16 protein-coding genes are annotated in these 22,690 nt (G+C 67.4%); 11 read left to right on the top strand and 5 right to left on the bottom strand.

What is annotated here, in order from left to right; translation table 11 throughout:
* Window positions 1-5: 5 nt before the first annotated feature.
* The gene (locus Q0263_RS00745; RefSeq protein ID WP_298012335.1) at window positions 6-986 is read right to left on the bottom strand and encodes a tripartite tricarboxylate transporter substrate binding protein; all 981 of its coding nucleotides are present in this window, start codon (window positions 984-986) and stop codon (window positions 6-8) included.
* 235 nt (window positions 987-1,221) lie between these two features.
* Here Q0263_RS00745 and Q0263_RS00750 point away from each other — a divergent pair, with 235 nt between their 5' ends.
* Window positions 1,222-3,948, top strand: coding sequence for a diguanylate cyclase (locus Q0263_RS00750; RefSeq protein WP_298012337.1), 2,727 nt, complete (start codon window positions 1,222-1,224; stop codon window positions 3,946-3,948).
* A 7-nt stretch (window positions 3,949-3,955) separates the two neighbouring features.
* Here Q0263_RS00750 and Q0263_RS00755 read toward each other — a convergent pair whose 3' ends face one another.
* The 3 genes from Q0263_RS00755 to uvrA all read right to left on the bottom strand — a co-directional run bounded on the left by Q0263_RS00755 (window position 3,956) and on the right by uvrA (window position 8,960).
* The gene (locus tag Q0263_RS00755; RefSeq protein ID WP_298012340.1) at window positions 3,956-5,362 is read right to left on the bottom strand and encodes a sensor histidine kinase; all 1,407 of its coding nucleotides are present in this window, start codon (window positions 5,360-5,362) and stop codon (window positions 3,956-3,958) included.
* Entirely contained in the window at window positions 5,349-6,032 is a 684-nt protein-coding gene (locus tag Q0263_RS00760; protein ID WP_298012342.1) for a response regulator, read from the bottom strand. Before Q0263_RS00760 ends, Q0263_RS00755 begins: the two co-directional genes overlap by 14 nt.
* 66 nt (window positions 6,033-6,098) lie before the next feature.
* Entirely contained in the window at window positions 6,099-8,960 is a 2,862-nt protein-coding gene (uvrA, locus tag Q0263_RS00765; protein WP_298012541.1) for an excinuclease ABC subunit UvrA, read from the bottom strand.
* A gap of 88 nt (window positions 8,961-9,048) precedes the next feature.
* On the opposite strand from uvrA, the gene Q0263_RS00770 reads away from it, so the two are divergent.
* Complete coding sequence (locus Q0263_RS00770; protein WP_298012344.1) at window positions 9,049-10,248, top strand: MFS transporter; 1,200 nt, start codon at window positions 9,049-9,051, stop codon at window positions 10,246-10,248.
* A 24-nt stretch (window positions 10,249-10,272) separates the two neighbouring features.
* Here Q0263_RS00770 and Q0263_RS00775 read toward each other — a convergent pair whose 3' ends face one another.
* Window positions 10,273-11,049, bottom strand: a complete 777-nt coding sequence (locus Q0263_RS00775; RefSeq protein WP_298012346.1) for an IclR family transcriptional regulator — start codon at window positions 11,047-11,049, stop codon at window positions 10,273-10,275.
* Between the two features lie 87 nt (window positions 11,050-11,136).
* Between Q0263_RS00775 and Q0263_RS00780 the strand changes: the two genes are divergently transcribed.
* The 9 genes from Q0263_RS00780 (at window position 11,137) to Q0263_RS00820 (ending at window position 22,685) form a co-directional block, all read left to right on the top strand.
* A complete protein-coding gene (locus tag Q0263_RS00780) occupies window positions 11,137-12,315 on the top strand; it encodes a CoA transferase (RefSeq protein WP_298012349.1) in 1,179 nt (392 codons plus the stop codon).
* 99 nt (window positions 12,316-12,414) lie between these two features.
* On the top strand, window positions 12,415-14,523 hold the full coding sequence (locus tag Q0263_RS00785; protein WP_298012351.1) for an acetate--CoA ligase family protein: 2,109 nt from the start codon (window positions 12,415-12,417) through the stop codon (window positions 14,521-14,523).
* Window positions 14,524-14,550: 27 nt separating this feature from the next.
* Window positions 14,551-15,288 (top strand): enoyl-CoA hydratase-related protein, encoded by a 738-nt coding sequence (locus Q0263_RS00790; RefSeq protein ID WP_298012353.1) that lies wholly within the window; start codon window positions 14,551-14,553, stop codon window positions 15,286-15,288.
* Between the two features lie 101 nt (window positions 15,289-15,389).
* Window positions 15,390-16,772: an aspartate aminotransferase family protein gene (locus Q0263_RS00795; RefSeq protein WP_298012355.1), complete on the top strand. Its 1,383-nt coding sequence runs from the start codon at window positions 15,390-15,392 to the stop codon at window positions 16,770-16,772.
* Window positions 16,769-18,229, top strand: coding sequence for an NAD-dependent succinate-semialdehyde dehydrogenase (locus Q0263_RS00800; protein WP_298012357.1), 1,461 nt, complete (start codon window positions 16,769-16,771; stop codon window positions 18,227-18,229). The genes Q0263_RS00795 and Q0263_RS00800 overlap by 4 nt, the downstream gene beginning before the upstream one ends.
* 32 nt (window positions 18,230-18,261) lie before the next feature.
* The gene (locus Q0263_RS00805) at window positions 18,262-19,860 is read left to right on the top strand and encodes an ABC transporter substrate-binding protein (RefSeq protein ID WP_298012359.1); all 1,599 of its coding nucleotides are present in this window, start codon (window positions 18,262-18,264) and stop codon (window positions 19,858-19,860) included.
* Window positions 19,861-19,975: 115 nt separating this feature from the next.
* The gene (locus tag Q0263_RS00810; RefSeq protein ID WP_298012542.1) at window positions 19,976-20,959 is read left to right on the top strand and encodes an ABC transporter permease; all 984 of its coding nucleotides are present in this window, start codon (window positions 19,976-19,978) and stop codon (window positions 20,957-20,959) included.
* The gene (locus tag Q0263_RS00815; RefSeq protein ID WP_298012362.1) at window positions 20,956-21,843 is read left to right on the top strand and encodes an ABC transporter permease; all 888 of its coding nucleotides are present in this window, start codon (window positions 20,956-20,958) and stop codon (window positions 21,841-21,843) included. The genes Q0263_RS00810 and Q0263_RS00815 overlap by 4 nt, the downstream gene beginning before the upstream one ends.
* A 5-nt stretch (window positions 21,844-21,848) precedes the next feature.
* On the top strand, window positions 21,849-22,685 hold the full coding sequence (locus tag Q0263_RS00820) for an ABC transporter ATP-binding protein (RefSeq protein ID WP_298012363.1): 837 nt from the start codon (window positions 21,849-21,851) through the stop codon (window positions 22,683-22,685).
* The last annotated feature ends 5 nt before the right edge of the window (window positions 22,686-22,690 follow it).

The following is a 22,690-nucleotide window of genomic DNA, read 5'->3' on the forward strand; positions in this document are numbered from 1 at the left end:
CTTGCTTATTGACGAATCAGGCCGAATTCATTGGCCAGCTTGGTGTACTCGGCGACGCGTTCCTTGATGTACTTGTCCAGGTCGGCGCCCGACTTGTTGAAGGGAAACAGGCCCTGCTTGTCGCGGATGGCGGCAAACGACGGGTCGGCCTGGGTCTTGTTGAAGGCATCCACCCACCACTGGTAGTCGGCGTCGGAGACCTTCGGGCCGACGTAGAAGCCGCGGATGATGGGCCACTGGATGTCGAAGCCTTCTTCCTGGGCCGTGGGCACGGAGGCCAGCTTGCCCGGCAGGCGCTGGTCGTTGAAGACGGCCAGCACGCGGATCGGGGCGCCGCCTTCCAGCATGGTGAAGGCCTCGGCCGCGTCGCCCATATAGGCCTGGATGTGGCCGCCGCGCAGGGCCGTCAGGGCGTCGCCGCCCCCTTCGAAGGCCACGAAGCGCATCTTGCGGTAGTCCACGCCGGCCGCGCGGGCGGTCAGGGCCGCTTTCATCCAGTCCTGGCTGCCCACGGTGCCGCCGGCGCCCAGCACGATCTTGGTGGGGTCCTGCTTGAAGGCGCCCATCAGGTCCTTCAGGCTTTTGTAGGGGGAGTCGTCGCGCACCACGGCCACGCCGTAGTCCGAACCGACGGCGGCCAGCCAGCGCACGTCGTTGACGCTGTAGCGGCCGAATTTCTTCTGCGCCAGGTTCAGCAGCGAACCGCCGGAGAACGCCACGATGGAATTGGGATCGTCGGGCTTCTGCGCGATCACGTGGTTGTAGGCCACGGCGCCGATTCCGCCGGGCATGTAGACGATGCGCATCGGGTCGCTCAGGGCGCCGGAGGCCTTCAGGCCTTCCTGGGCCAGACGACAGGTCAGGTCAAAGCCGCCGCCGGGGTTGGCCGGGGCGATGCATTCGGGTTTCGTCGGGGCGGCCGAAGCGGCCAGACCCAGCGACAGCAGCGTGCCGCCCAGCAGCAGCGATAGGGATCGGGGAGTCATGAAGGGAGTCTCCTGGTGATGGAAAAAGCCTGGTGCGAATGTCAGCGGTGACCAGGTACCCTCGCACCTTAAGCAGCGCAGGCTTTCCAAAAGCTTTCAAAATGCTGCGATCTCGGGATAACCCTAGTGGGAACGCCTCGATTCGACCGGCAGGGATTCAGTGTTAACACTCGCTGTTCAGATGCCACCGTTGGTGACACACTTTCACACAAAGCGGCCTCGGGTGAGGAATCGATTGAACAGGATCCTGTCCGTCGTGGTGGTGTTGTTGCTCGCAGGGCTGGGGGCCACGCTGGGGCTGGAGTCCTGGGATCGCTCGCGCCATGACGCCGCCGTCATGACCCAGGTCGGGCAGGAACTCGACCTGCATGCCCGCCGCCTGTCGGACGACCTGTATGCCCTGCTGGCCCTGAACCAGCGGCTGGCCGACACCCTGGCCGCCGTGCCGCCGGGACGGGAAGAACGGCCCTTTGCCGCGCTGGCGATGCAGATGGTGCGCCAGCGGGCCGACATCCGCAGCGTCGTCTATGTCGACCGGCTGAAGATCACCCAGGTCCATCCCGTCGCCGGCAATGAGAACGTGATCGGCATGGATTACAGCCTGCACCCGGAATTCATGGCCAAGATCCGGCAGATGATCCAGCAGCGGCTGCCGGTCATCGACGGCAGCGCCCGGCTGGTGCAGACCGGCAGGCCGGGCCTGATCGTGCGCACGCCGCTCTTTCTGGACGGCCCCCCGGGCAGTCCGCCCGCCTACCGGGGCATGGCGGCCCTGACGGTCGATCTGGACAGAACCTTGGCGCAGGTGGGCCTGCAGGGTCCGGACGCCATGTTCGATCTGGCGATCCGCACGCGGCCGGTGGCGGATCAGCCTCCCCAGTTCCTGTACGGCGATGCGGGCCTGTTCGATCAGGCGCATGCCCAGGCGCGGATTTCCCTGCCCGACGGCGCCTGGACGCTGGCCGCCGTCCCTCGGCCGGACCTGGCTTACGACGGGGCGCGGCTCTGGCTCGTCCGGGGCGTGGGCGGCGGCCTGACCCTGGGGGCGGTGCTGCTCTTCCTGTACCGCTGCCACGTGCGGGCCGTGCGGCGGCAGGGCCAGAAGCCGGAAGCGGGACTGATGTCGCTGCGCATGCTTCTGCTGCTGGCGACCCTGATCCCCCTGCCGCTGATCGTCGGGCTGGCGGGCTGGCTGGTCTTCACCGCCTCCATCCAGACCGTGCAGCGCATGGAGCAGCAGCGGGTGGAGGAACTGGCCGGCCAGTTGCGGGGCAAGGTCGCGGCTTTCTTCGAAGTCCCCCGCGCCGCCGCCACCTTCAATGTCCGGCAGCTGCAGGATGGCCTGCTGTCGCTGGACGAGCGGACCCCCTTGCTGCACAGCTTCCTGCTGCAGCTGCGCCAGCAGCCCTTGCTGACGTATCTGTCCGTGGGCACCGTCGACGGCGGCTATCTGGCCGCCAGCCGCCCGCCCCATGAACCCGGGCAGAGCCTGCGGATCCTGGAAGCCGACCAGGCGGATGGCGGCGTGCTGCATCTCTTCCGGGTGGACGATGCCAATCGCCGCAGCACCCGGCTGCCGGCGGGCAATGCCCATTTCGATCCCCGCGCGCGCCCCTGGTTCAAGGCCGCCGTCGAGGCCGGCGCCCTGCACTGGTACATGGCGTATCAATACGACGTCCAGGCGCGTGACGGCGGCTACGACGACATGGGCATGGGGATGTCCGTGCCCCTGTACGACGACCGGCATCAATTGCTGGGCGTGCTGGCCGCCGACGTGGCCCTGACGCAGATCAGCCGGTTCCTGGCGGCGGAAATGGGCGGCCTGGGCGGCATCTCCTTCCTGATGGAGCCCGATGGCCGCCTGCTGGCCAGTTCGGGGGGCGAGCCGATCTACGCCCAGCGCGACGGTCGGGCGCTGCGGGTGCGGGCCGTCGAGAGTCCGCAGCCCATGATCCAGCAGCTGGGCGCGGCCGTCCAGGAATCGGAGCGGCCGTTCGGACACCGGCGGATCACCGCGCAGGACCAGCGCTACCAGACCTACTGGCAGTCCATCCAGCTGCCCAACGGGCCTGTGCTGACCCTGGCGCTGGCCCTGCCGGAAAGCCGCTACGCGGTGCCGGTGGAACAATCCATCCAGCGCGTCGGGCTGCTCATCCTGGGATTCTGGGTGCTGGGGCTGATGGCGGCGTCGCTGGCGGCCTGGTGGCTGTCGCGGCCGCTGCGCTCTCTGATGCACTGGGCCCGGTGCCTGGCCGACGGTCAGTGGCAGCCCCCGCCGCGCGTGCACAGTCCCGTCAGGGAAGTCGTGCTGCTGGTGCGGACCCTGGGCAGCATGGCCGACCGGCTGCGCAGCCACCATCAGGCGCTGGAACAGCAGGTGGCCGAGCGCACCCGGGCCCTGGTGCTGGTCAACCAGCAGCTGACGGAACTCTCCGTCACGGACGGCCTGACCGGGGTGGCCAACCGCCGCCACTTCGACGAGGTGCTGGCGCAGGAATGGCAGCGGGCCCGTCGCGGCGGCTTCCCCGTCAGCCTTCTGATGATCGACGTGGACTGGTTCAAACGCTACAACGACGCCTACGGGCATCAGGCGGGGGATGCCATCCTGCGGCAGGTGGCGCAGGTGCTGCGCCAGACCTTCCGCCGTCCCGGCGACCTGGTGGCGCGGTACGGCGGCGAGGAATTCGCCGTCATCCTGTCGGAAACGGAACGGGACGCGGCGTGCCGGATGGCCCGTCAGGTCTGCGATCGCATCGCCGGGCTGGGCCTGCCCCATGCGCATGGCCTGGGCGGCTGCGTGACGGTCAGCATCGGGGTGGCCAGCCTGGATGGCGGCGGCCAGTACACGGCCGCCTGGCTGATCGGCCAGGCCGACGGCGCCCTGTACCGGGCCAAGGCGGCCGGCCGCAACCGGGTGGAATGCGAGGCCTATTCCAGCCTGGCGCCGCAAACGGGGCCGTGATTCCGCATCAGGCGGCCGGGGCGGGGAAGACCAGGGACACCTCGCAGCCCTGCCCGGGGGACCGGATGCTCAGCGAACCCCCGTGGCGCTGCATGATGGTGTGCGCGATGGCCAGCCCCAGGCCTGCGCCATGGCTGTGCTTGCCGGCCTGGCCGCGGCGGAAGCGCCGTCCGGCCTTGCGGATGTCGGCGTCGGACATGCCGGGCCCCGTGTCGTGGACGCTCAGCACGGTCTGCCCGGGCGCGCGCAGGATGCGCAGGGTGATGGCGCCGCCCGCCGGCGTGTATTTGATGGCGTTGTCCATCAGGTTGACCACGGCCTCTCGCAGCAGCCATTCGATGCCCGGCACGACCGCGTTCAGTTCCGCGCCTTCCAGCGCGATGGACTGCTGTTTCTGCCGGGCCAGGCTGTAGAGCTGGCGGATCACGTCCTGGGCCAGCGGCGTCAGGTCTACGGGCCGCAGGGTGTCGCTCCGGTCGTCGGCTTCCCGGGCGCGCGCCAGCGCCAGCAGCTGGGCCGCCGTGCGCTGGGCCTGGACCAGCCCCTGGCGCATGGCCAGCAGGGCGGTGCGGGCTTCGGCGGGGTCGGATTCCCGCAGCGCATAGTCCAGCTGGGTGTTCAGGACGGCCAGCGGCGTGCGCAGCTGGTGCGAGGCATCGTCCAGGAACTGGCGCTGCCGCCGGGCCTGCCGCGCGTGGCGAGCGACGTGCTGGTTCACGGCGCGCACCAGCGGCTGGACTTCGCGGGGCAGCTCCGGAGCCTGGATCGGGCTCAGGTCGTCGGCCTTGCGGCCCTTCAGGTTGCGGTACAGGCGCGTCAGGGGCCGCAATCCGATCAGCACGCCCAGGAAGATCAGGCCGGAGGACGCCAGCACTTCGATCACGTCGCGCGCGATGCTGCGCAGCATGATGTCGCGGATCACGCTGTCGCGGCCGCTGCGGTCCTCGCCCACCATGACGACGACCCGCCCCTGCTTCTGTCCGTACAGCGGCGGCGTCATGGGACGGGCCAGCGCGGCGATGCGGATCGGCGTGCCCAGGTAGTCGCGGTCGTAGAACACCGGGACGCCCGACTGCAGGCGCTGATCGGGCAGGGGCAGTTCCTGGTTGCCGATGTCCGCCAGCCTGTCCTCGGTCAGGATGCGGTAGTACACCGCGTTGTTGGCCGTCAGTTCGAAGAATTCCAGCATCAGGTAGGGCAGCTCCACCGACAGGCCGCCGCTTTCCGTGGAGATGTTGTGGTCGATGGCCCGCAGGGCGCCGACCAGCGAACGGTCGTAGGCCAGGTCGATCTGGTTGTGCAGCTGGTGGCTGGAATACCAGAGCGCGATGCTCAGCACGGCCACCTGGGCCGGGATCAGGATCCACAGCAGCAGCGCCCGCAGGCTGTGCGACCGGGGCTCAGCCGAGGCCATGGTCGACGGGTTCCAGGCAATAGCCCATGCCGCGCAGCGTGACGATCTGCGCCCCGGTGTCGCTCAGCTTCTTGCGCAGCCGGTGCACCAGGACCTCTATGGCTTCCAGATTGATGCTGGTGTCGTCCGGGCTGATGCGGTCCAGGATCTGCTGTTTGGTCACGGGCTCGCCGGCTTTCTGCATCAGCACTTTCAGGGCGGCGTATTCGCGCGGCGACAGGGCCAGGGGGACGTCGCGGTGCAGGAAGCGCTGGCTGCCGATGTCCAGCACCAGGTCGCCCAGCATCCAGCGGGGATGCTCGCGGCCGCGGCTGCGGCGGATCAGGGCGTTCAGCCGGGCTTCGAGTTCCTCGATGGCGAAGGGCTTCTGCATGAAGTCGTCGGCGCCTTCGTGCAGGGATCCGATGCGTTCGGCCATGGCGTCGCGCGCCGTCAGCACCAGCACGGGGCAGCGGTCGTCGCGGCTGCGCAGGCGGCGCAGGAATTCATGGCCGTTCATGCCCGGCAGGCCCAGGTCCAGCACGATGGCGTCGAATTCCTCGACCGCCAGGCGGCGTTCGGCCAGTTCGGCGTCGTCGGCCCAGTCGACCATGAAGCCGCCGTGCCGCGCCAGGCTGCGGGACAGCCAGTCGGCTAGTTCCGATTCGTCTTCGATGAGCAGGATGCGCATGGTGTCGATGATAGGTCGCGGCGGCGGCTTTGCCCAGTGTCCTGTCCGGCCGCTTCGCGCAGGGCGTCAGCGGGGCTCCAGCGCGTGTTTCAGCCAGGCGCCGGTGTGGCTGTCGGGGGCGGCGGCGACGGCTTCGGGCGTGCCCTGGGCCACGATCCTTCCGCCGCCCGCGCCGCCTTCCGGGCCCAGGTCCACCACCCAGTCGGCGGTCTTGATCACGTCCAGGTTGTGTTCGATCACCAGCACCGTGCTGCCGGCCTGCACCAGTTGCTGCAGCACGTCCAGCAGCACCGCGATGTCGTGGAAATGCAGGCCGGTGGTGGGCTCGTCCAGCACGTACAGCGTGCGATCCGAGCCGCGCCGCGACAGTTCCTGGGACAGCTTGATGCGTTGGGCCTCGCCGCCCGACAGGGTGGTGGCGCTTTGCCCCAGGCGGATGTAGGACAGGCCCACGTCCATTAGGGTCTGCAGCTTGCGGGCCACCACGGGCACGGCGGCGAACAGGTCCAGCGCCTGGGCCACGGTCAGGTCCAGGATGTCGCTGATGGTGTGGCCCCGGTAGCGGATGTCCAGGGTTTCCCGGTTGTAGCGCAGCCCCTGGCAGACCTCGCAGGGCACGTACATGTCGGGCAGGAAGTGCATTTCCACCCGCACCATGCCGTCGCCCTGGCAAGCCTCGCAGCGCCCGCCCTTCACGTTGAAGGAAAAGCGCCCGGCGTCGTAGCCGCGCAGGCGGGCCTCGGGCACGCCGGCGAACAGTTCGCGGATCGGCGTGAACAGGCCCGTGTAGGTGGCCGGGTTGCTGCGCGGCGTGCGGCCGATGGGGTTCTGGTCGATGCTGATGATCTTGTCGAAGTGCTCCAGGCCCTCCAGGCGGTCGAAGGGCGCGGGCGAGGTCTGGGCGCGGTGCAGGCGCTGGCTCATGGCCGCCACCAGCGTGTCGTTGATCAGGGTCGACTTGCCCGATCCCGACACCCCCGTCACGCAGGTGAAGCGCCCGGCCGGAATGGCCAGGTCCACGCCCTGCAGGTTGTGGCCGCGGCAGCCCAGGGCGCGCAGCCAGTGCTGGTCCGGATGGTCGGGCGTGACCGGGCGGCGCGCGGGGATGGCGATGCGCTGGGCGCCCGACAGGTACTGGCCGGTCAGCGACTGCGGCTGGGCGGCGATGTCCTGCGGCGAACCCTGGGCGACCACGTGGCCGCCCTGTTCGCCGGCGCCCGGCCCCATGTCCAGCACATGGTCGGCGGCGCGGATCATGTCCTCGTCGTGTTCCACCACGATCACGCTGTTGCCCAGGTCGCGCAGCTGCTGCAGGGTGTCGATCAGGCGCCGGTTGTCGCGCTGGTGCAGCCCGATCGACGGTTCATCCAGCACGTACATCACCCCCGTCAGGCCCGATCCGATCTGGCTGGCCAGGCGGATGCGCTGGGCCTCGCCGCCCGACAGCGTGTCGGCGCTGCGGTCCAGCGACAGGTAGCCCAGGCCGACGTTGTCCAGGAAGTCCAGGCGGGCGCGGATTTCGTGGACGATGCGTTCGGCGACCTCGCGCCGCGCGCCGCCCAGGTCCGAATCCTGGAACCAGCGCCGGCAGTCGGCCAGCGACAGGGCCTCGATCTCGTAGATGGCCCGCCCGCGCCGTTGGCCGGGGCCGGGGTCGTCGCCGATCAGCACGTGGCGGGCTTCCGTGCACAGTCGCGCCCCGTGGCAGTCCGGGCAGTCCGTGGTGTGGCGCAGCCGGCCCAGTTCCTCGCGCACGGCGTTGGAATGGGTTTCGCGCCAGCGCCGCTCCAGATTCGGGATCACGCCTTCGAAGGCATGGCGGCGGATGGCCGGGATGCCGCGTTCGCCCAGATACTGGAAGGCGATTTCCTCGGCGCCCGAGCCGTGCAGGATGTGTTCGCGGGTGGATGCGTCCAGATCCTGGAACGGCGTGTCCAGGCTGAAATGGTAGTGCTGCGCCAGGCTGGCCATCATGGCGTAGCTGAAGGCGTTGCGCCGGTCCCAGCCGTGGATGGCGCCCGCCGCCAGGCTCAGTTCGGGGAACGCCACCACGCGGGCCGGATCGAAGGAATCCACCTGGCCCAGGCCGTTGCAGGCGGGACAGGCGCCCACCGGGTTGTTGAAGCTGAACAGGCGCGGCTCCAGGTTGCCCATGCCCCGGGCGCAGACCGGACAGGCATAGGCGGCCGAAAACGCCCATTCCTCCTGGGAATCCAGGTCCAGCACCCCCGCGCGGCCCTGGGCCAGGTCCAGGGCGGTCTCGAAACTTTCGGCCAGGCGCTGGCGGCTGTCGGGGCGGGCCCGCAGGCGGTCGACCACCACGTCCAGGTTCCAGGCGCCGTCGGGCTGGGGCAGGGGGGCGCTGCCGTCGATGGGGTGGATGACGCCGTCGATGCGGGCGCGCACGAAGCCCAGGGCCTGCAGCCGCCGGCATTCGGCGGCCAGGTCGTCCTGGCGGTCGCGGGCCAGCGGGGCCAGGATGGCCAGGCGGCTGCCTTCCGGGCGGGTCAGCACCTGATCCACCATCTGGCTGACGCTTTGCGCCTGCAGCGGCAGGTCATGGTCGGGGCAGTAGGGCGTGCCGACGCGGGCGTACAGCAGGCGCAGGTAGTCGTGGATCTCGGTGATCGTGCCCACGGTCGAGCGCGGGTTGTGGCCGGCGGTCTTCTGTTCGATGGCGATGGCCGGCGACAGGCCGGTGATCACGTCCACATCGGGCTTGTCCATCATCTGCAGGAACTGCCGCGCGTAGGCCGACAGGCTTTCGACGTAGCGGCGCTGGCCTTCGGCGTACAGCGTGTCGAAGGCCAGAGACGATTTGCCCGATCCCGACAGGCCGGTGATGACGACCAGCTGGCGGCGCGGCAGATCGACCGAGATGTTTTTCAGATTGTGCGTGCGAGCACCGCGTATGCAGATGGCGTCCATGCCGGTAGGGGAGTTCAGGTTCTTCAAAGGCCAACTTGCTACTATAACGCGCAGCCTCCCTTCATTCTCATTGCGGTATGCCCTGATCATGTCGTCTCGTTCCTCCTCCCCGGGCTTGAAACTGACCGCCCTCGAACGGCGCAGCAGCGTGGCGCTGGCCACGCTGTTCGCGGCCCGCATGTTGGGCCTGTTCCTGCTGACCCCGATCTTCGCCGTGGCGGCCCGCACGCTGGCGGGCGGCGACGACCCGGTCCGCGTGGGGCTGGCCCTGGGGGCCTATGGCCTGACCCAGGCCGTGATGCAGATTCCGCTGGGCATGGCATCCGACCGCTATGGCCGGCGGCCCGTCATCGTGTTCGGCATGCTGCTGTTCGTCGTGGGCGGGATCATCTGCGCCCTGACCAACGACGTGGACTGGGTCACGGTCGGACGCGTGGTGCAGGGCCTGGGGGCCGTATCGGCCGCCATCACCGCCTGGATCGCCGACGCCACCCGGCCGGAAGTCCGCACCCGCGCCATGGCCATGGTGGGCGGCTCCATCGGCATTTCCTTCGCCCTGTCGCTGGTGCTGTCGCCCCTGCTGGTGGGCGAATTCGGCCTGTCGGGCCTGTTCTGGGCCATCAGCCTGCTGGGTTTCGCCTGCCTGCTGATCGCCATGTTCTTCGTGCCCGACGTGCCCAAGTCCGAAGCCGACATCATCCAGGCCACCCCGCGCGACGTGCTGGCCCACCGCGACCTGCTGCGCCTGAATTTCGGCGTGTTCTGCCTGCATTTCATCCTGATGGCGCTGTTCATGGTGGCGCCCGGCCTGCTGGGCCGCCTGGGCGGCTTCGATTCCGCCAGCCTGTGGCAGGTATACCTGCCGGTGATCCTGGCGTCTTTCGTGCTGATGGTGCCGGCGGTGTTCTACACCGAAACCCGCAAGGCCCATAAGCCGGCCCTGGAATGGGCCGTGCTGGGGCTGGCCATCGTGCTGGGGGCGCTTCCCTGGCTGATGGATTCCTTCGCCCTGGTGGTGGCCGCCCTGATCGGCTTCTTCGTCTGCTTCAACATCCTGGAGGCCCTGCAGCCGTCCCTGGTGTCGCGGGTGGCGCCGCCCGCCTACAAGGGCCTGGCGCTGGGCTTCTACAACACCGCGCAGTCCCTGGGGGTGTTCGCCGGCGGCGTGCTGGGCGGCATCCTGGTGCGCGCGGGCGGCCCGTCCAGGGTGTTCTGGGTCGGCGCCATGCTGGCCGCGGTCTGGCTGTATACGGCGCGCGGGTTCAAGGAAATCCGGCCGGGGCGCTGATCAGGGGCGGCCAGGCGGCGTCCGCTACCGGTACAGATGCGTCAGCGCGTGCTGTGACGGGTGGCTCCCCAGACTGGTCATGATGTCCTGGGCGGCATGCTTGAGCAGATCGGCGCATGTCTCGATGTGTTCGGGGGTGAAGCGGTCTTTGGGGCCGGATAATCCGATCGCCGCAATGACCTGCCCGGTGCCGTCGAAGATCGGGACGCCGATGCCGTGGACCTCCTCGCGCCATTCCCCCGCATTCAGCGCATAGCCCTGGCGGCGTATCCGTTCGATTTCCTCCAGCATGGCCTCGGGGCTTGTGATCGTGGATGCCGTATACGACTGCAGGTGCCGCGTGCTCCAGAGAATCGATTCGCGGCTTTTGAACGCCAGCATGGCCTTGCCGGTCGCCACGCAGTGGATGGGCGCCCTGCCGCCGATCTGGGAATAGGCGCGAATGGGGTTCGGGCTGTCGACCTTGTGCACGTAGACCACTTCATCCCTGTCCTGAATGGACAGATGGACGCTTTCGTCCGTCTGCTCGGCCAGGGATTCCATCAGATGGGCGGCGTGCAGGCGTAAATCGAGCTTGGACAGGACCGCCGACCCCAGTTCCCACAGCCGTATGGATGCGGTGTAGAAGCCGCTCTCGGGGTTCCTGATCACGTAATTGCCGTCGCTCAGCGCGCTCAGCAGCCGATGGACGTTGCTTTTGGTCAGGCTCAGCGCCCGCGCGATTTCCGTCAGCGACAAGGGCGTGGAACTGTGCGCCAGGAGCTCGATGACCTGCAGCCCCTTGATCAAAGTATTGTTCATGTTGTTTCACAATATAGAACAGTTGTGTCTTATTTTAGAACGACTTTAAGCTGCGGGCGTGGATTTCTTACGGGTCAAGGACATCTGATGGATGAGTTGAACGAACGGGGACTGCCCCTGGCCGGTGTCAAGGTCGTTGAATTCTGTTCCGTGGCCGCGGGGCCGTTTTGCGGCATGCTGCTGGCCGATATGGGGGCGGACGTCGTCAAGGTCGAAGCGCCGGGCGGAGATTCGCTGCGGACATGGCCGCCGTTGACCGGGGGCTACAGCGAGAATTTCGCCTCCCTGAACCGGAACAAGCGTTCGGCCGTGCTGAATCTGAAGGACTCCGCCGATCTGTCTCTGGCCCGCCGGCTTGTGCTGGATGCCGACGTGGTGATCGAAAACAACCGGCCCGGCGTCATGAAGCGTCTGGGGCTCGATTTCTCCAGCTTCCGGCGGCAGAGGCCCGACCTGGTCTACTGCTCGATTTCCGCTTACGGGCAGACGGGACCCAGGGCCGACGAAGGCGGGTTCGATCTGACGATCCAGGCGGCGGCGGGCGTCATGAGCGTGACGGGCGAGCCGCAGGGCTTGCCCGCCAAGTGCGGCGTGCCGGTGTCCGATTTCGCTTCCGGACTGTATGCGGCGTTCGCCATTGCCGCCAAGCTGGCGCATGTGCGCGCCGGCGGCGACGGCGCGCACATCGACGTGTCGATGTTTGGCTGCACACTGGGAATCGCCGCCTTGCAGACCAGCGAGTATTTCGGCGCGGGCCGGGACCCCGGACGGCTGGGGTCCGCGCATCCGCGCAACGCGCCGTATCAGGCTTACCAGGCGGCGGACGGGTATTTCGCGATCGCGGCGGGCAATCACAAACTCTGGGTGGCTGTCTGCGATGCGGTCGGCCTGGCCCATCTGCCCGAGGATCCGCGCTTCCTGACGACGACGGATCGCGCCCGCCACCAGGCGGATCTCAAGGAAATCCTCGAGTCCCGCTTTCAGGAACAACCGGTCGATCACTGGATCGATGTATTCAACCGGGCCGGGGTGCCGCATGCGCGGATCAATACCTATTCCGCGGCGCTGGCCGACCCGCAGGTGGCGCACATGCAGTGGGTGCAGGCCCTGGATCTGCCCGGCGGAGCGCGAACGAAGACCTTCGTATCCCCCCTGAGGCTGGATGGCCGGGGACTGCCGGTGCGCCTGGGCCCGCCCGGCCTGGGCGAGCATACCGACAGCCTCCGCGCGGCTTTTTCCGCGAATCTGAGGGAAGCGAGATCGTGAGCGCGCTGGCGCCGTAGGCGGTGCGCCCCGGATCGAGCGAACTGCCCGGGGCTGTCCGGAAGGCCGTGATCGGGATTTGAGTGATAGGAGTGCAACAGCATGAGCAGTGCCGTTTCCGCAGAAGTTCTGTCTCGCTTGATCAACCCCGGCTCGGTGGCCGTGATCGGCGCGTCCGAGGACCAGACCAAGTTTGGCGGGCGTTTGTATCGCATGCTGCTCAAGCATGGGTATGGCGGCAGAATCTACCCGGTCAATCCCTTCCGCGAGCGCCTGTTCGACATCCCGGCCTTCCCGTCGGTGGATGCCCTGCCGCAGGCGCCGGACATGGTGGTCATGGCGGTGCCCCAGGCGAAGGTCAAGGAGCAGGTGGCGGCATGCGCCGAGCGGGGCGCGCGCTGCGGGATCGTCATCACGTCGAAGTTTTCCGACGACGGTCCCCAGGGCGCGGCCCTCGAGCGGGAGATCGTGGATATCGCCCGCTCGAAGGGCATGCGCCTGATCGGACCCAACTGCCTGGGCCTGGTCAGCCCCGCCAACCGGCTGGTCATGTGCTCGTCGCCCGCCATGGACGTCGATCGTCTCATCGAAAGCCCGATCGGTTTCATCAGTCAGAGCGGGGCATTGATGGCCACGCTCTTTGACCGGATGCATGCCCAGGGGGTTGGCTTCAGCCACTGCATTTCGGTGGGCAACCAGGCGGATCTGGAACTGTGCGATTTCGTGGAAATGCTGATCCACGACCCCAGGACGCGCGTCATCTGCACCTACATCGAGGGCATCAAGTCTCCGGACAGGTTCGTGGATCTCGCGCGCCGGGCTCGCGAGGCCGGAAAGCCCTGGCTGGCGGTCAAGGCCGGCCGCACCGCGGCGGGCGGCAAGGCGACGTTTTCCCATACGGCCAGCATGGCGGGGGATTATGCCGCGCTGCAGGCGGTCTGCGCGCGCGACAACATCATCCTCATGGAAGACCCTGCCGCCATGCTTCTCCTGGCGCATGCCATGGAGAGCCGCCCCGGCCGCACCGTGGACCGGGTGGCCATCGTGACGCCGTCGGGCGGCGGCGGCGCGCTGGCGGCGGACCGGCTGTGCGAATCGGGGATTCCGCTGGCGGATTTCACGCCGCGCACTCAGGCCGCCTTCGCGGAATTCTATTCGGCGGGACAGGCCCAGAACCCCGTCGACATGGGGGGACGCAAATACGAGGCGGGTGAAAATTCCGTGGACGTCGCCGAGCGGACCGTTCAGGTCGTCCTGGCGGACGAGGGCGTGGACGCGGGGCTGGTGGCGCTGACCACGGCGCCGATGCTCGGATCCGTCACCGAAGCCCTGGTCAAGGGGGCCGAGTCGAGCGCGAAGCCGCTGCTGTTCGTGGTCCACCCGGGACGGGCCGCGCAGCCGTCGCGCGAATTCCTGCGCAGTCGGCGAGTGCCGTACACCGACGCCCTGTCCGAGGCCGTCGAGGCCCTGGCCGCGTGGCGCCGCTGGTCCGCGTTCCAGCCGGGGCAGGCGGCGCTGCGGCCGGGCGGTTGCGGCCCGTTCGAATCCGCATCGGGCGTGCGCAATGAACACGAGAGCAAGCGTGTCCTGGCCGAGGCCGGCATTCCGGTGAACCGCGAAGTGATCGCGGCGGACGAGGACGAGGCGGTGCTCCGCGCATCCGAGGTGGGTTTCCCGTTGGCGGCCAAGGTCATTTCACCCATGATCGTGCACAAGTCCGACGTCGGAGGCGTGCTGCTGGGCGTGCGCGACGCGGCGGCGCTGGGCGCCGGCCTGCGGGACATGCGCGAACGCATCGCGCGGTCCATGCCGCAGGCGGAGATACAGGGTTTTTCGCTGCAGTCCATGGAAACCGGGGAACTGGAACTGATCCTCGGCGCGCGGCGGGATCCGCAGTTCGGCGCGCAGGTGCTGATCGGCGGCGGCGGGGTGCTGGTGGAGCTGCTGAAGGACTTCGCGGTTCTGCCCGCGCCGGTCGATCCGGCAACCGTCTTGCGCGCCTTGCGCGCCTTGAAGATCGCCCCTTTGCTGGAAGCCTACAGGGGCCGCGCGGCGCTGGACGTGGACGCCGTGGCGGATGCCGTGGTGCGCCTGAGCTGGCTTGCCCATGACTGGCGCGCGACGGATTTCGAGATCGAGATCAACCCGCTCAAGGTGCGCCTGGCGGGCCAGGGGTGCGTGGCGGTCGATGCCCGCGCCCGGAAGAGCTGACGATGAACGGAACCACGAGGTGAATCCATGAGTGTCGTACTGACGGAGCAGCATGGCCTGGTCACTGTGTTGACCATCAACCGGCCGGACCGGCGCAATGCCATCTGCAAGGACACGGCATTGGCGCTGCAGCAGGCATTGGCCGATTTCGACGACTCCGGGCAGCGGGTGGCCGTCATCACCGGATCCGGCGACGAAGCGTTCTCCGCGGGGGCCGACGTCAACAATCTGCCGGAACTCTGGCGGTGCATCCCCGGCGTGGGGGTGGTGACGGACAAGCCCATCATCGCCGCGACGGCGGGCTGGGTCGTGGGCGGCGCCATGGTGATGCACATGATGTGCGATCTGGCGGTGGCCGCGGAGAACACGCGCTTCTCGTATCCGGAAGGAAAGATGGGGTTCACCGGCGGCATGATCGCCGGGCTGGCCGCCCGCGTCCCCCACAAGATCGCCATGGAATTCATCCTGCGCGGCAAGCCCATGAACGCCCGGCGGGCCTATGAAGTCGGGCTGGTGAACGAGGTCGTGCCGGTCGGGCGGCAGGTCGACGCCGCGCTTGCCATGGCGCAGGAGCTGGCGGCGATGGCCCCCCTGGTGCTGCGCACCATCAAGCGGTTCGTCCGGGATGACGTGCTGCCGCGGGGCCCGTCGGAGCGGATGGCGCTCACCCTGTCGCAGCTGGGGGCGATCCAGAGCAGCCGGGACATCGAGGAAGGCCGCCGCGCCTTCCGTGAAAAACGAGCGCCCGGCTTCGAAGGGCGATGAATGCCATCCGTGAATGCGGGTGGCTGGCGGGAATTGTTAACGGATCCGCCTCCTGCAAGGGCGGGCAGGCGCGACCCTCGGTCGAGGAAAGGAGATGTGTCATGAGCAGTGAACAGGGACGGGTGTCCCGGGATATCGAAAGTCTGGTGCATCCATACACCAATCTGGAGGCGCACCTGCACAAAGGGCCCTTGATCATGGAGCGGGGCGAAGGCGTCTACGTGTTCGACGACCAGGGCCGCCGTTACCTGGAAGGGATGTCCGGCCTGTGGTGCGCTTCCCTGGGGTTCTCGGAGCCGCGCCTGGTGGAGGCGGCGACGAAACAGCTGTCGAAGCTGCCCTATTACCAGCTGTTCAATTCGCGATCCCACGGGCCGGCGATCGATTTGTCGGAGAAACTGCTGTCGATCGCCCCCAGGTCCTTGGGAAAGGTTCTCTATGCCAATTCCGGCTCCGAGGCCAACGACGCCGCCGTCAAGCTCGTCTGGTTCTACAACAATGCCATGGGGCGGCCTGAAAAGAAGAAGATCATCTCCCGCTGGCGCGCCTACCACGGCGTGACGGTCGCCGCCGCGAGCCTGACCGGGCTGCCCGCGAATCACCAGGATTTCGACCTGCCGATCGACCGGATCCTGCATACGGACTGCCCCAGCTACTATCACGAGGCGCTGCCGGGTGAAACGGAGGCGCAGTTCACCCGCCGCATCGTGGGCAATCTGGAATCCCTGATTCTGCGCGAAGGGCCGGACACGATCGCCGCCTTCATCGCCGAGCCGGTCAATGGCTCGGGCGGCGTGATCGTCCCGCCGCAGGGCTATTTCGAACAGGTGCAGGCCTTGCTGAAAAAGCACGACATCCTGTTCATCGTCGATGAGGTGATCTGCGGCTTCGGGCGGACGGGCGAGATGTTCGGCTGCGATACCTTCAATCTCGAGCCCGACATCATGACCGTGGCCAAGGCCCTGTCGGCCTCTTACCTGCCGATTTCGGCCACCCTGGTCAGCCAGAAGCTCTATGACAAGGTCGTCGAGCGGACCAAGGAGCTGGGGGTGTTCGCTCATGGCGTGACGTATTCGGGCCACCCGGTGTGCGCCGCCGTCGCCCTGGAAACGCTGAAGATCTACGAAGAGCGGGATATCGTCGGCCACGTCCGCGCGGTGGCGCCCCACTTCCAGCATCGCCTGCGATCCCTCGCGAGCCATCCGCTGGTGGGCGAGGCGCGAGGCGTCGGATTGATCGGAGCCCTGGAGATCACGCAGGACAAGGCGTCCAAAACCCCCTTCGATGCCCGGAACAACATCGCGGCGCTCGTTCAGAACAAGGCCGTCGAGCGCGGCGTGCTGGTGCGCGGCATCCGCAATGCCGTGGCGATCAGCCCGCCGCTGATCATCACGAAGGAGCAGATCGACGAACTGTTCGACGGGATCGCCCATGGGCTCGACGAGGCCCTCGTCGTGGCGCGCCAGGCGGAGCTGGTCCAATGAGCGGGGGCGATCGGGGGAAGGCGCCGGCCGTGATCGAGCTGTTCATCGACGGCCATTGGAGGCCCGCGGGCGATGGATCCGTTCGCGATGTCGTGGACCCCGCCAGCGGGCGGGTCGCGGGGCGCGTGGCCCGGGCGACCCTGCGGGACCTGGACGATGCGCTGGCAAGCGCGCAGCGCGGCTTCGAGCAATGGAAACAGGTGGCGGCCAGGGATCGCGCGGATGTGCTGCGCCGCGCCGCCGTCCTGGTCCGGGAACGCGCGCCGGAGATCGCCGCCACGATCTCCCGTGAAATCGGCAAGCCTGTCGCCGAGGCGGAACAGGAAGTGCGCAACTGCGCCGACGCGTTCGACTGGTGCGCCGAGGAAGGGCGCCGCGCCTACGGCCGCATGATCCCCGCCCGGCAGCGGGATGTCACCCAGATCGTGCTGCGCGAGCCCATCGGTCCGGTGGCGGCGTTCAGTCCCTGGAATTTTCCGGCGTCGCAGGCCGCCAAGAAACTCGGCGCGGCGATCGCCGTGGGCTGCTCGATCATCCTCAAGGGGCCCGAAGAAGCGCCGGGCGGCAGCGCCGCGCTGGTTCAGGCCCTGAAGGACGCGGGTCTGCCCGCGGGGGTGGCGAATCTCGTGTTCGGCGATCCGCCGATGATCTCCGATCATCTGATTCCGTCTCCCGTGGTCCGCAAGGTCTCGTTCACGGGGTCCGTTCCCGTGGGCAAGGCGCTGGCCCAGCTGGCGGGCAGGCACATGAAGCCTTGCACCCTGGAACTTGGGGGCCATGCGCCGGTGCTGGTGTTCGACGATGCGGACCCGGGCGAGGTGGCGCGCTCGGTGGCCGCCGCCAAGTTTCGCAATGCGGGGCAGGTCTGCATTTCACCGACCCGGCTGTTCGTGCAGCGGGGCGTCTACGACCGTTTCGCCGCCGAGTTCGCGCGGGCCGCCGATGCGATCGTCGTGGGGCGGGGCGATCGGCCGGACGTGCGGATGGGGCCCCTGTCGAGCGGCCGCCGCGTCGACGCTGTGCAATCCCTGGTTGACGACGCCATCCAGAGGGGCGCGACGGTGCTGGCGGGCGGCGCCCGCATCGACGGGCCGGGGGTTTTCTTCCGGCCCACCGTGCTGGCCGATGTGCCCGCCGATGCGCGGATCTGGCATGAAGAGCCGTTCGGGCCGGTAGCGATCCTGGACGCGTTCGAGACGGTCGAAGAGGCGTTGGCAAAGGCGAACGACACGGCCTACGGCCTGGCTTCCTATGCCTTCACCCGGTCCGCGGACCGGATCGCCAGCGTGACGGCGGGCATGCAGGCCGGCATGCTGGCGATCAATCATTTTGCGCTGGGCGTGGCGGAAGCGCCTTTCGGCGGAATCAAGGATAGCGGGTATGGCCGCGAGGGAGGGGTCGAGGGACTGGAGGCTTATACGGTGACGAAGTTTGTGACACAGCGCGCGGTCGCCTAGATGCCGGCGCTCATTAAACACAGGAGAGAGACATGAATGTAATGCGTTGGAAGCAAGCGCTTGGCGCCGCCGTCGCGGCGGCCGTGCTCGGCGGCGCCGGTCCGGCACTGGCCGCCACCCCGGCCGACACCCTGGTCATGGCGCGCAAGATCGACGACATCAAGTCGCTGGATCCCGCCGAGGTGTTCGAATGGGGCAGCGGCGAGATCATCAACAACCTGTATGTGCGTCTCATGACCTATGATCCGCACGATTTCAGCAAGCTCGTGGGCGGCGCCGTGGCGTCCTGGCAGGTCTCCGACGACGGCCTCACCTATGAACTGAAGATCCGCAAAGGCCTGAAGTTCCAGTCCGGCCGCCCCCTGACGGCGCGGGATGCCGAATACTCCCTGCGGCGCGTCATCCACCTGGCCAAGACCCCGGTGTTCATCTTTCAGCAACTGGGCTGGAACAAGGACAACGTGGCCGAGATGGTGCGGGCGCTCGACGACGAAACGCTGGTGCTGAAAGTCGCGAAGCCGTATTCCCCGTCCCTGGTCATGAGCTGCCTGTCGGCGGGGGTGGCCTCGGTGGTGGACAGCGAGGAGGTCAGGAAGCACGAGCAGGACGGAGACTACGGCTACAACTGGCTCAAGACCCGTTCGGCCGGCGCGGGCGCCTATCGGCTGACGACCTGGAAACCCAAGGATGCCGTCGTGATGGAGTCCAATCCCGACTTCTACCTGGGTCCTCCGGCGCTCAAGCGCTTCATCGTGCGCCACATCCCCGAGCCCTCCGCCCAGCGGCTGTTGCTGCAGGCCGGCGACGTGGACATCGCCCGCGACCTGGGACCGGACCAGATCAAGGCGTCGCGCTCGAACCCGGATCTGCGCGTCGACGTGTTCAAGAAGGTGAACACCTATTACGTCGGTCTGAACACGAAAAACGAGATCCTGGCCAACCCCAAGGTCTGGGAAGCCTTTCGCTGGCTGATCGATTACGAGGGCATGGCCAACTCGTTCCTGGACGGCTATTTCGCCGTCCACCAGTCCTTCCTGACCGGCGACATGGGCCTGGAGGAGAAACCCTACCGTCTGGATGTGGAGAAGGCCAAGAAACTGCTGGCCGAGGCGGGCTATCCGAATGGCTTCTCGCTCGACTTCCTGGTGGCCAATCCGTCGCCGTTCCCGGATATCGCCCAGTCGATGCAGGCCACCTTCGCGCAGGCGGGCATCAAGCTCAATCTCGTGCTGCGCGATCAGGCCCAGGTGCTGGCGACCTACCGGTCGCGCGGCCACGAGATGGCCTTCGCCCGCTGGTCTCCGGACTACCTGGATCCGCATTCCACCGCCGAATTCTTCGTGCGCAATCCCGACAATTCGGACGCTTCGACCAACAAGTCGGCGGCCTGGCGCAATGCCTGGGACATTCCGGAGCTGTCGGCCATGACGGAAAAGGCCATGCTGGAACGGGATCCCGAGGTCCGCAAGCAGATCTACCGGGAAGAGCAGAAGGTCGTGCAGAAGGACTCGCCGATGATCATGATGTTCCAGCTGATCGAGAGCACGGTGTCCCGCAAGGACACCAGCGGCTTCACGCCCGGGCCCGGCTTCGATACGGCCGTGTTCTGGAACACGCGCAAGGTGAAGTAGCGTGATCGGGGAGCAGGTTGTGGAGTCTCCAGGAGAAAGGTGGATGCGCGTGACGAATTGGCTCAAATCGCAGTCTTTGCGAGCGGGAATCAGGACGCTGTGCGTGCAGACGTCCATGTTCGTCCTCACCATTTTCGGCCTGCTCCTCGTCACCTTCATGATCGGCCGGGTGGTCCCGGTCGATCCCGTGCTGGTGATCGTGGGCGACCGGGCGCCCGCCGAAGTCTATGCGCGCGTCTACGCCGAGCTCGGCCTGGACAAGCCCCTGTATCAGCAGTTTCTGATGTACCTGTACCAAGTGGCCCAGGGCGATTTCGGCACGTCGGTCCTGACTTCCCAGAACGTCGCCAAGGACATCGCGGCCTTTTTCCCCGCCACGATCGAACTGGCGGTCACGGGGACGCTCGTCGGCGTGCTGCTGGGCGTGCCCCTGGGCGTGTGGTCCGCGGTCAGGAAGAATTCCTTCCTGGACCAGTGCGTGCGGGTCGTCGCCCTGATCGGCTATTCGATCCCGATCTTCTGGCTGGGGCTGGTCGGGCTGCTCGTCTTCTACGCGAAACTGGACTGGGTGGCCGGCGTGGGCCGCATCGATGCGGCGTACGAATACATCATCGAGCGGGAAACCGGCTTTGTCCTCCTGGATGCGATGCTGCACGGCCAGTGGGACATCTTCCGGAATTTCCTGTCCCACCTGATACTGCCCGGCGCCTTGCTGGGCTACATGTCCATGGCATACATCATCCGCATGACGCGCTCCTTCATGCTGGAGCAGCTGGGACAGGAATATGTCGTGACGGCCCGGGTCAAGGGCCTGAGCGAGCGGCGCGTCGTCATGCATGCGTTTCGCAACGTGCTGGCGCAACTGATCACCGTCATCGCCTTGTCCTTCGCCTACCTGCTGGAAGGCGCCGTGCTGACCGAGACCGTGTTCGCCTGGCCGGGCCTGGGCCTGTACATCACCAACTCGCTGTTCGCGGCGGATATGAACGCCGTCCTGGCGGGAACGACCGTCATCGGCGCCAGCTTTGTCCTGCTCAATGCATTTTCCGATGCCCTGGGCACGGTCTTCGATCCAAGAACCCGGAGCGCGCGCACATGAAATCGTGGCTACTTGCGGATTCCCCTTCGTCTCGCCTCCAGGCCAACCTGGGGCAGCTCTATCTCCTGCTGCGCAGTTTCTTCCGCAGCCCTCTGGCGGTGATCGGGCTGTGCATCGTGTGCCTGCTGCTGCTGTGCGCCGCATTCGCGCCCTGGCTGGCGACCCAGGACCCTTACCAGCAGGCGCTGACGCAGCGGCTGCTGCCGCCCAGCGCGGATCACTGGTTCGGCACCGATCATCTGGGGCGCGACATCTGGAGCCGCGTGATCCACGGGTCGCGCACGACGCTGCTGATCATCGTGATGGTGGCCGCCATCGTGGGGCCGCTGGGGCTGGCCATCGGCATTGTGGCCGGCTATGCGGGCGGCTGGGTGGATCGCGTGCTGATGCGCATCACCGACATCTTCCTGGCGTTTCCCCGGCTGGTGCTGGCGCTGGCCTTCACCGCGGTCCTGCGGCCCAGCGTCGAGAGCGCCATCATCGCCATCGCCGTCACGTCCTGGCCGGCCTATGCGCGTCTGGCACGGGCGGAAACGCTGATGTACCGCAGCTCGGATTTCATCCAGGCCATCGAACTGCAGGGGGCCTCGCCTTTGCGGGTCCTGGTGGGGCATATCACCCCGTTGTGCCTGTCTTCGGTGATCGTGCGCCTGACGCTGGACATGGCGGGGGTGATCCTGATCGCGGCGGGACTCGGTTTTCTCGGGCTGGGGGCGCCTCCTCCGCAGGCGGAGTGGGGGGCCATGATCGCCGATGGACGCAATTATCTGCTCGACAGCTGGTGGGTGGCGACGATTCCCGGCCTGGCCATTTGCATCGTCAGTCTCGGGTTCAACATTCTGGGCGACGGCATGCGCGACGTGCTCGATCCCAAGTCGAGGTGACTCGCATGCACAAACCTTTGTTGTCTTTGCGCAATCTGAACGTCACGTTCGAAGGGCCCAGGGGGCCGGTGCATGCCATCCGGGACGTCAGCTGGTCGATGGGCGCGGAGAAAGTCGGCATCGTCGGCGAATCCGGCTCCGGCAAGACGATTTCCTCACGGGCCATTCTGGGGCTGCTGCCCGCATCGGCGCAGGTCGCCGCGGACCAGATGGAGTTCGACGGCGTCGATCTGCGGACGCTGACCGGCTCGCAGTGGCGCGAAGTGCGCGGGCGCCGCATTTCGATGGTCATGCAGGACCCGCGCTATTCGCTCAATCCCGTGATGACGGTGGGCGCGCAGATCATGGAAGCCTATCAGACGCATCATCGGGCCAGTCGGCAGGAAGCGCGGGCGCGCAGCTTCGAGATGCTGGAGGCCGTGCGCATCAAGGATCCGGAACGGGTGTTCGGCGCGTATCCGCACGAGATCAGCGGCGGCATGGGGCAGCGGGTCATGATTGCCATGATGCTCATCCCCGAACCCAGGCTGCTGATCGCGGACGAGCCGACCTCGGCCCTGGACGTGACTGTCCAGAACAAGATCCTGGAAGTCATCGACGACATGGTGTCGCGGCATCGCATGGGACTGATTTTCATCAGCCACGATCTCGATCTCGTGTCGACGTTCTGCGACCGCATTCTGATCATGTACCGCGGGCGCATCGTGGAAGAGTGCCGGGCCGATCGGCTGCACGCGGCGGAGCATCCGTATACCCGGGGGCTGCTTGCCTGCGCCCCCAGGCTGGGAGAGCGGCGGGAGCGCCTGGCGGTGCTCGACAGGCAGGAGGCATGGGAACGATGAACAAT

Origin of the sequence: uncultured Castellaniella sp. (assembly GCF_937988725.1) — a bacterium.
In the GTDB taxonomy this organism is placed as follows: domain Bacteria; phylum Pseudomonadota; class Gammaproteobacteria; order Burkholderiales; family Burkholderiaceae_B; genus Castellaniella.

Coding starts and splice junctions, on each gene's coding strand:
- Q0263_RS00745 (WP_298012335.1), bottom strand. CDS start 986: ATGACTCCCCGATCCCTATCGCTGCTGCTGGGCGGCACGCTGCTGTCG.
- Q0263_RS00800 (WP_298012357.1), top strand. CDS start 16,769: ATGAGCGGGGGCGATCGGGGGAAGGCGCCGGCCGTGATCGAGCTGTTC.
- Q0263_RS00795 (WP_298012355.1), top strand. CDS start 15,390: ATGAGCAGTGAACAGGGACGGGTGTCCCGGGATATCGAAAGTCTGGTG.
- Q0263_RS00760 (WP_298012342.1), bottom strand. CDS start 6,032: ATGCGCATCCTGCTCATCGAAGACGAATCGGAACTAGCCGACTGGCTG.
- Q0263_RS00780 (WP_298012349.1), top strand. CDS start 11,137: ATGGATGAGTTGAACGAACGGGGACTGCCCCTGGCCGGTGTCAAGGTC.
- Q0263_RS00770 (WP_298012344.1), top strand. CDS start 9,049: ATGTCGTCTCGTTCCTCCTCCCCGGGCTTGAAACTGACCGCCCTCGAA.
- Q0263_RS00805 (WP_298012359.1), top strand. CDS start 18,262: ATGAATGTAATGCGTTGGAAGCAAGCGCTTGGCGCCGCCGTCGCGGCG.
- Q0263_RS00790 (WP_298012353.1), top strand. CDS start 14,551: ATGAGTGTCGTACTGACGGAGCAGCATGGCCTGGTCACTGTGTTGACC.
- Q0263_RS00820 (WP_298012363.1), top strand. CDS start 21,849: ATGCACAAACCTTTGTTGTCTTTGCGCAATCTGAACGTCACGTTCGAA.
- uvrA (WP_298012541.1), bottom strand. CDS start 8,960: ATGGACGCCATCTGCATACGCGGTGCTCGCACGCACAATCTGAAAAAC.
- Q0263_RS00810 (WP_298012542.1), top strand. CDS start 19,976: ATGTTCGTCCTCACCATTTTCGGCCTGCTCCTCGTCACCTTCATGATC.
- Q0263_RS00815 (WP_298012362.1), top strand. CDS start 20,956: ATGAAATCGTGGCTACTTGCGGATTCCCCTTCGTCTCGCCTCCAGGCC.
- Q0263_RS00785 (WP_298012351.1), top strand. CDS start 12,415: ATGAGCAGTGCCGTTTCCGCAGAAGTTCTGTCTCGCTTGATCAACCCC.
- Q0263_RS00775 (WP_298012346.1), bottom strand. CDS start 11,049: ATGAACAATACTTTGATCAAGGGGCTGCAGGTCATCGAGCTCCTGGCG.
- Q0263_RS00755 (WP_298012340.1), bottom strand. CDS start 5,362: ATGGCCTCGGCTGAGCCCCGGTCGCACAGCCTGCGGGCGCTGCTGCTG.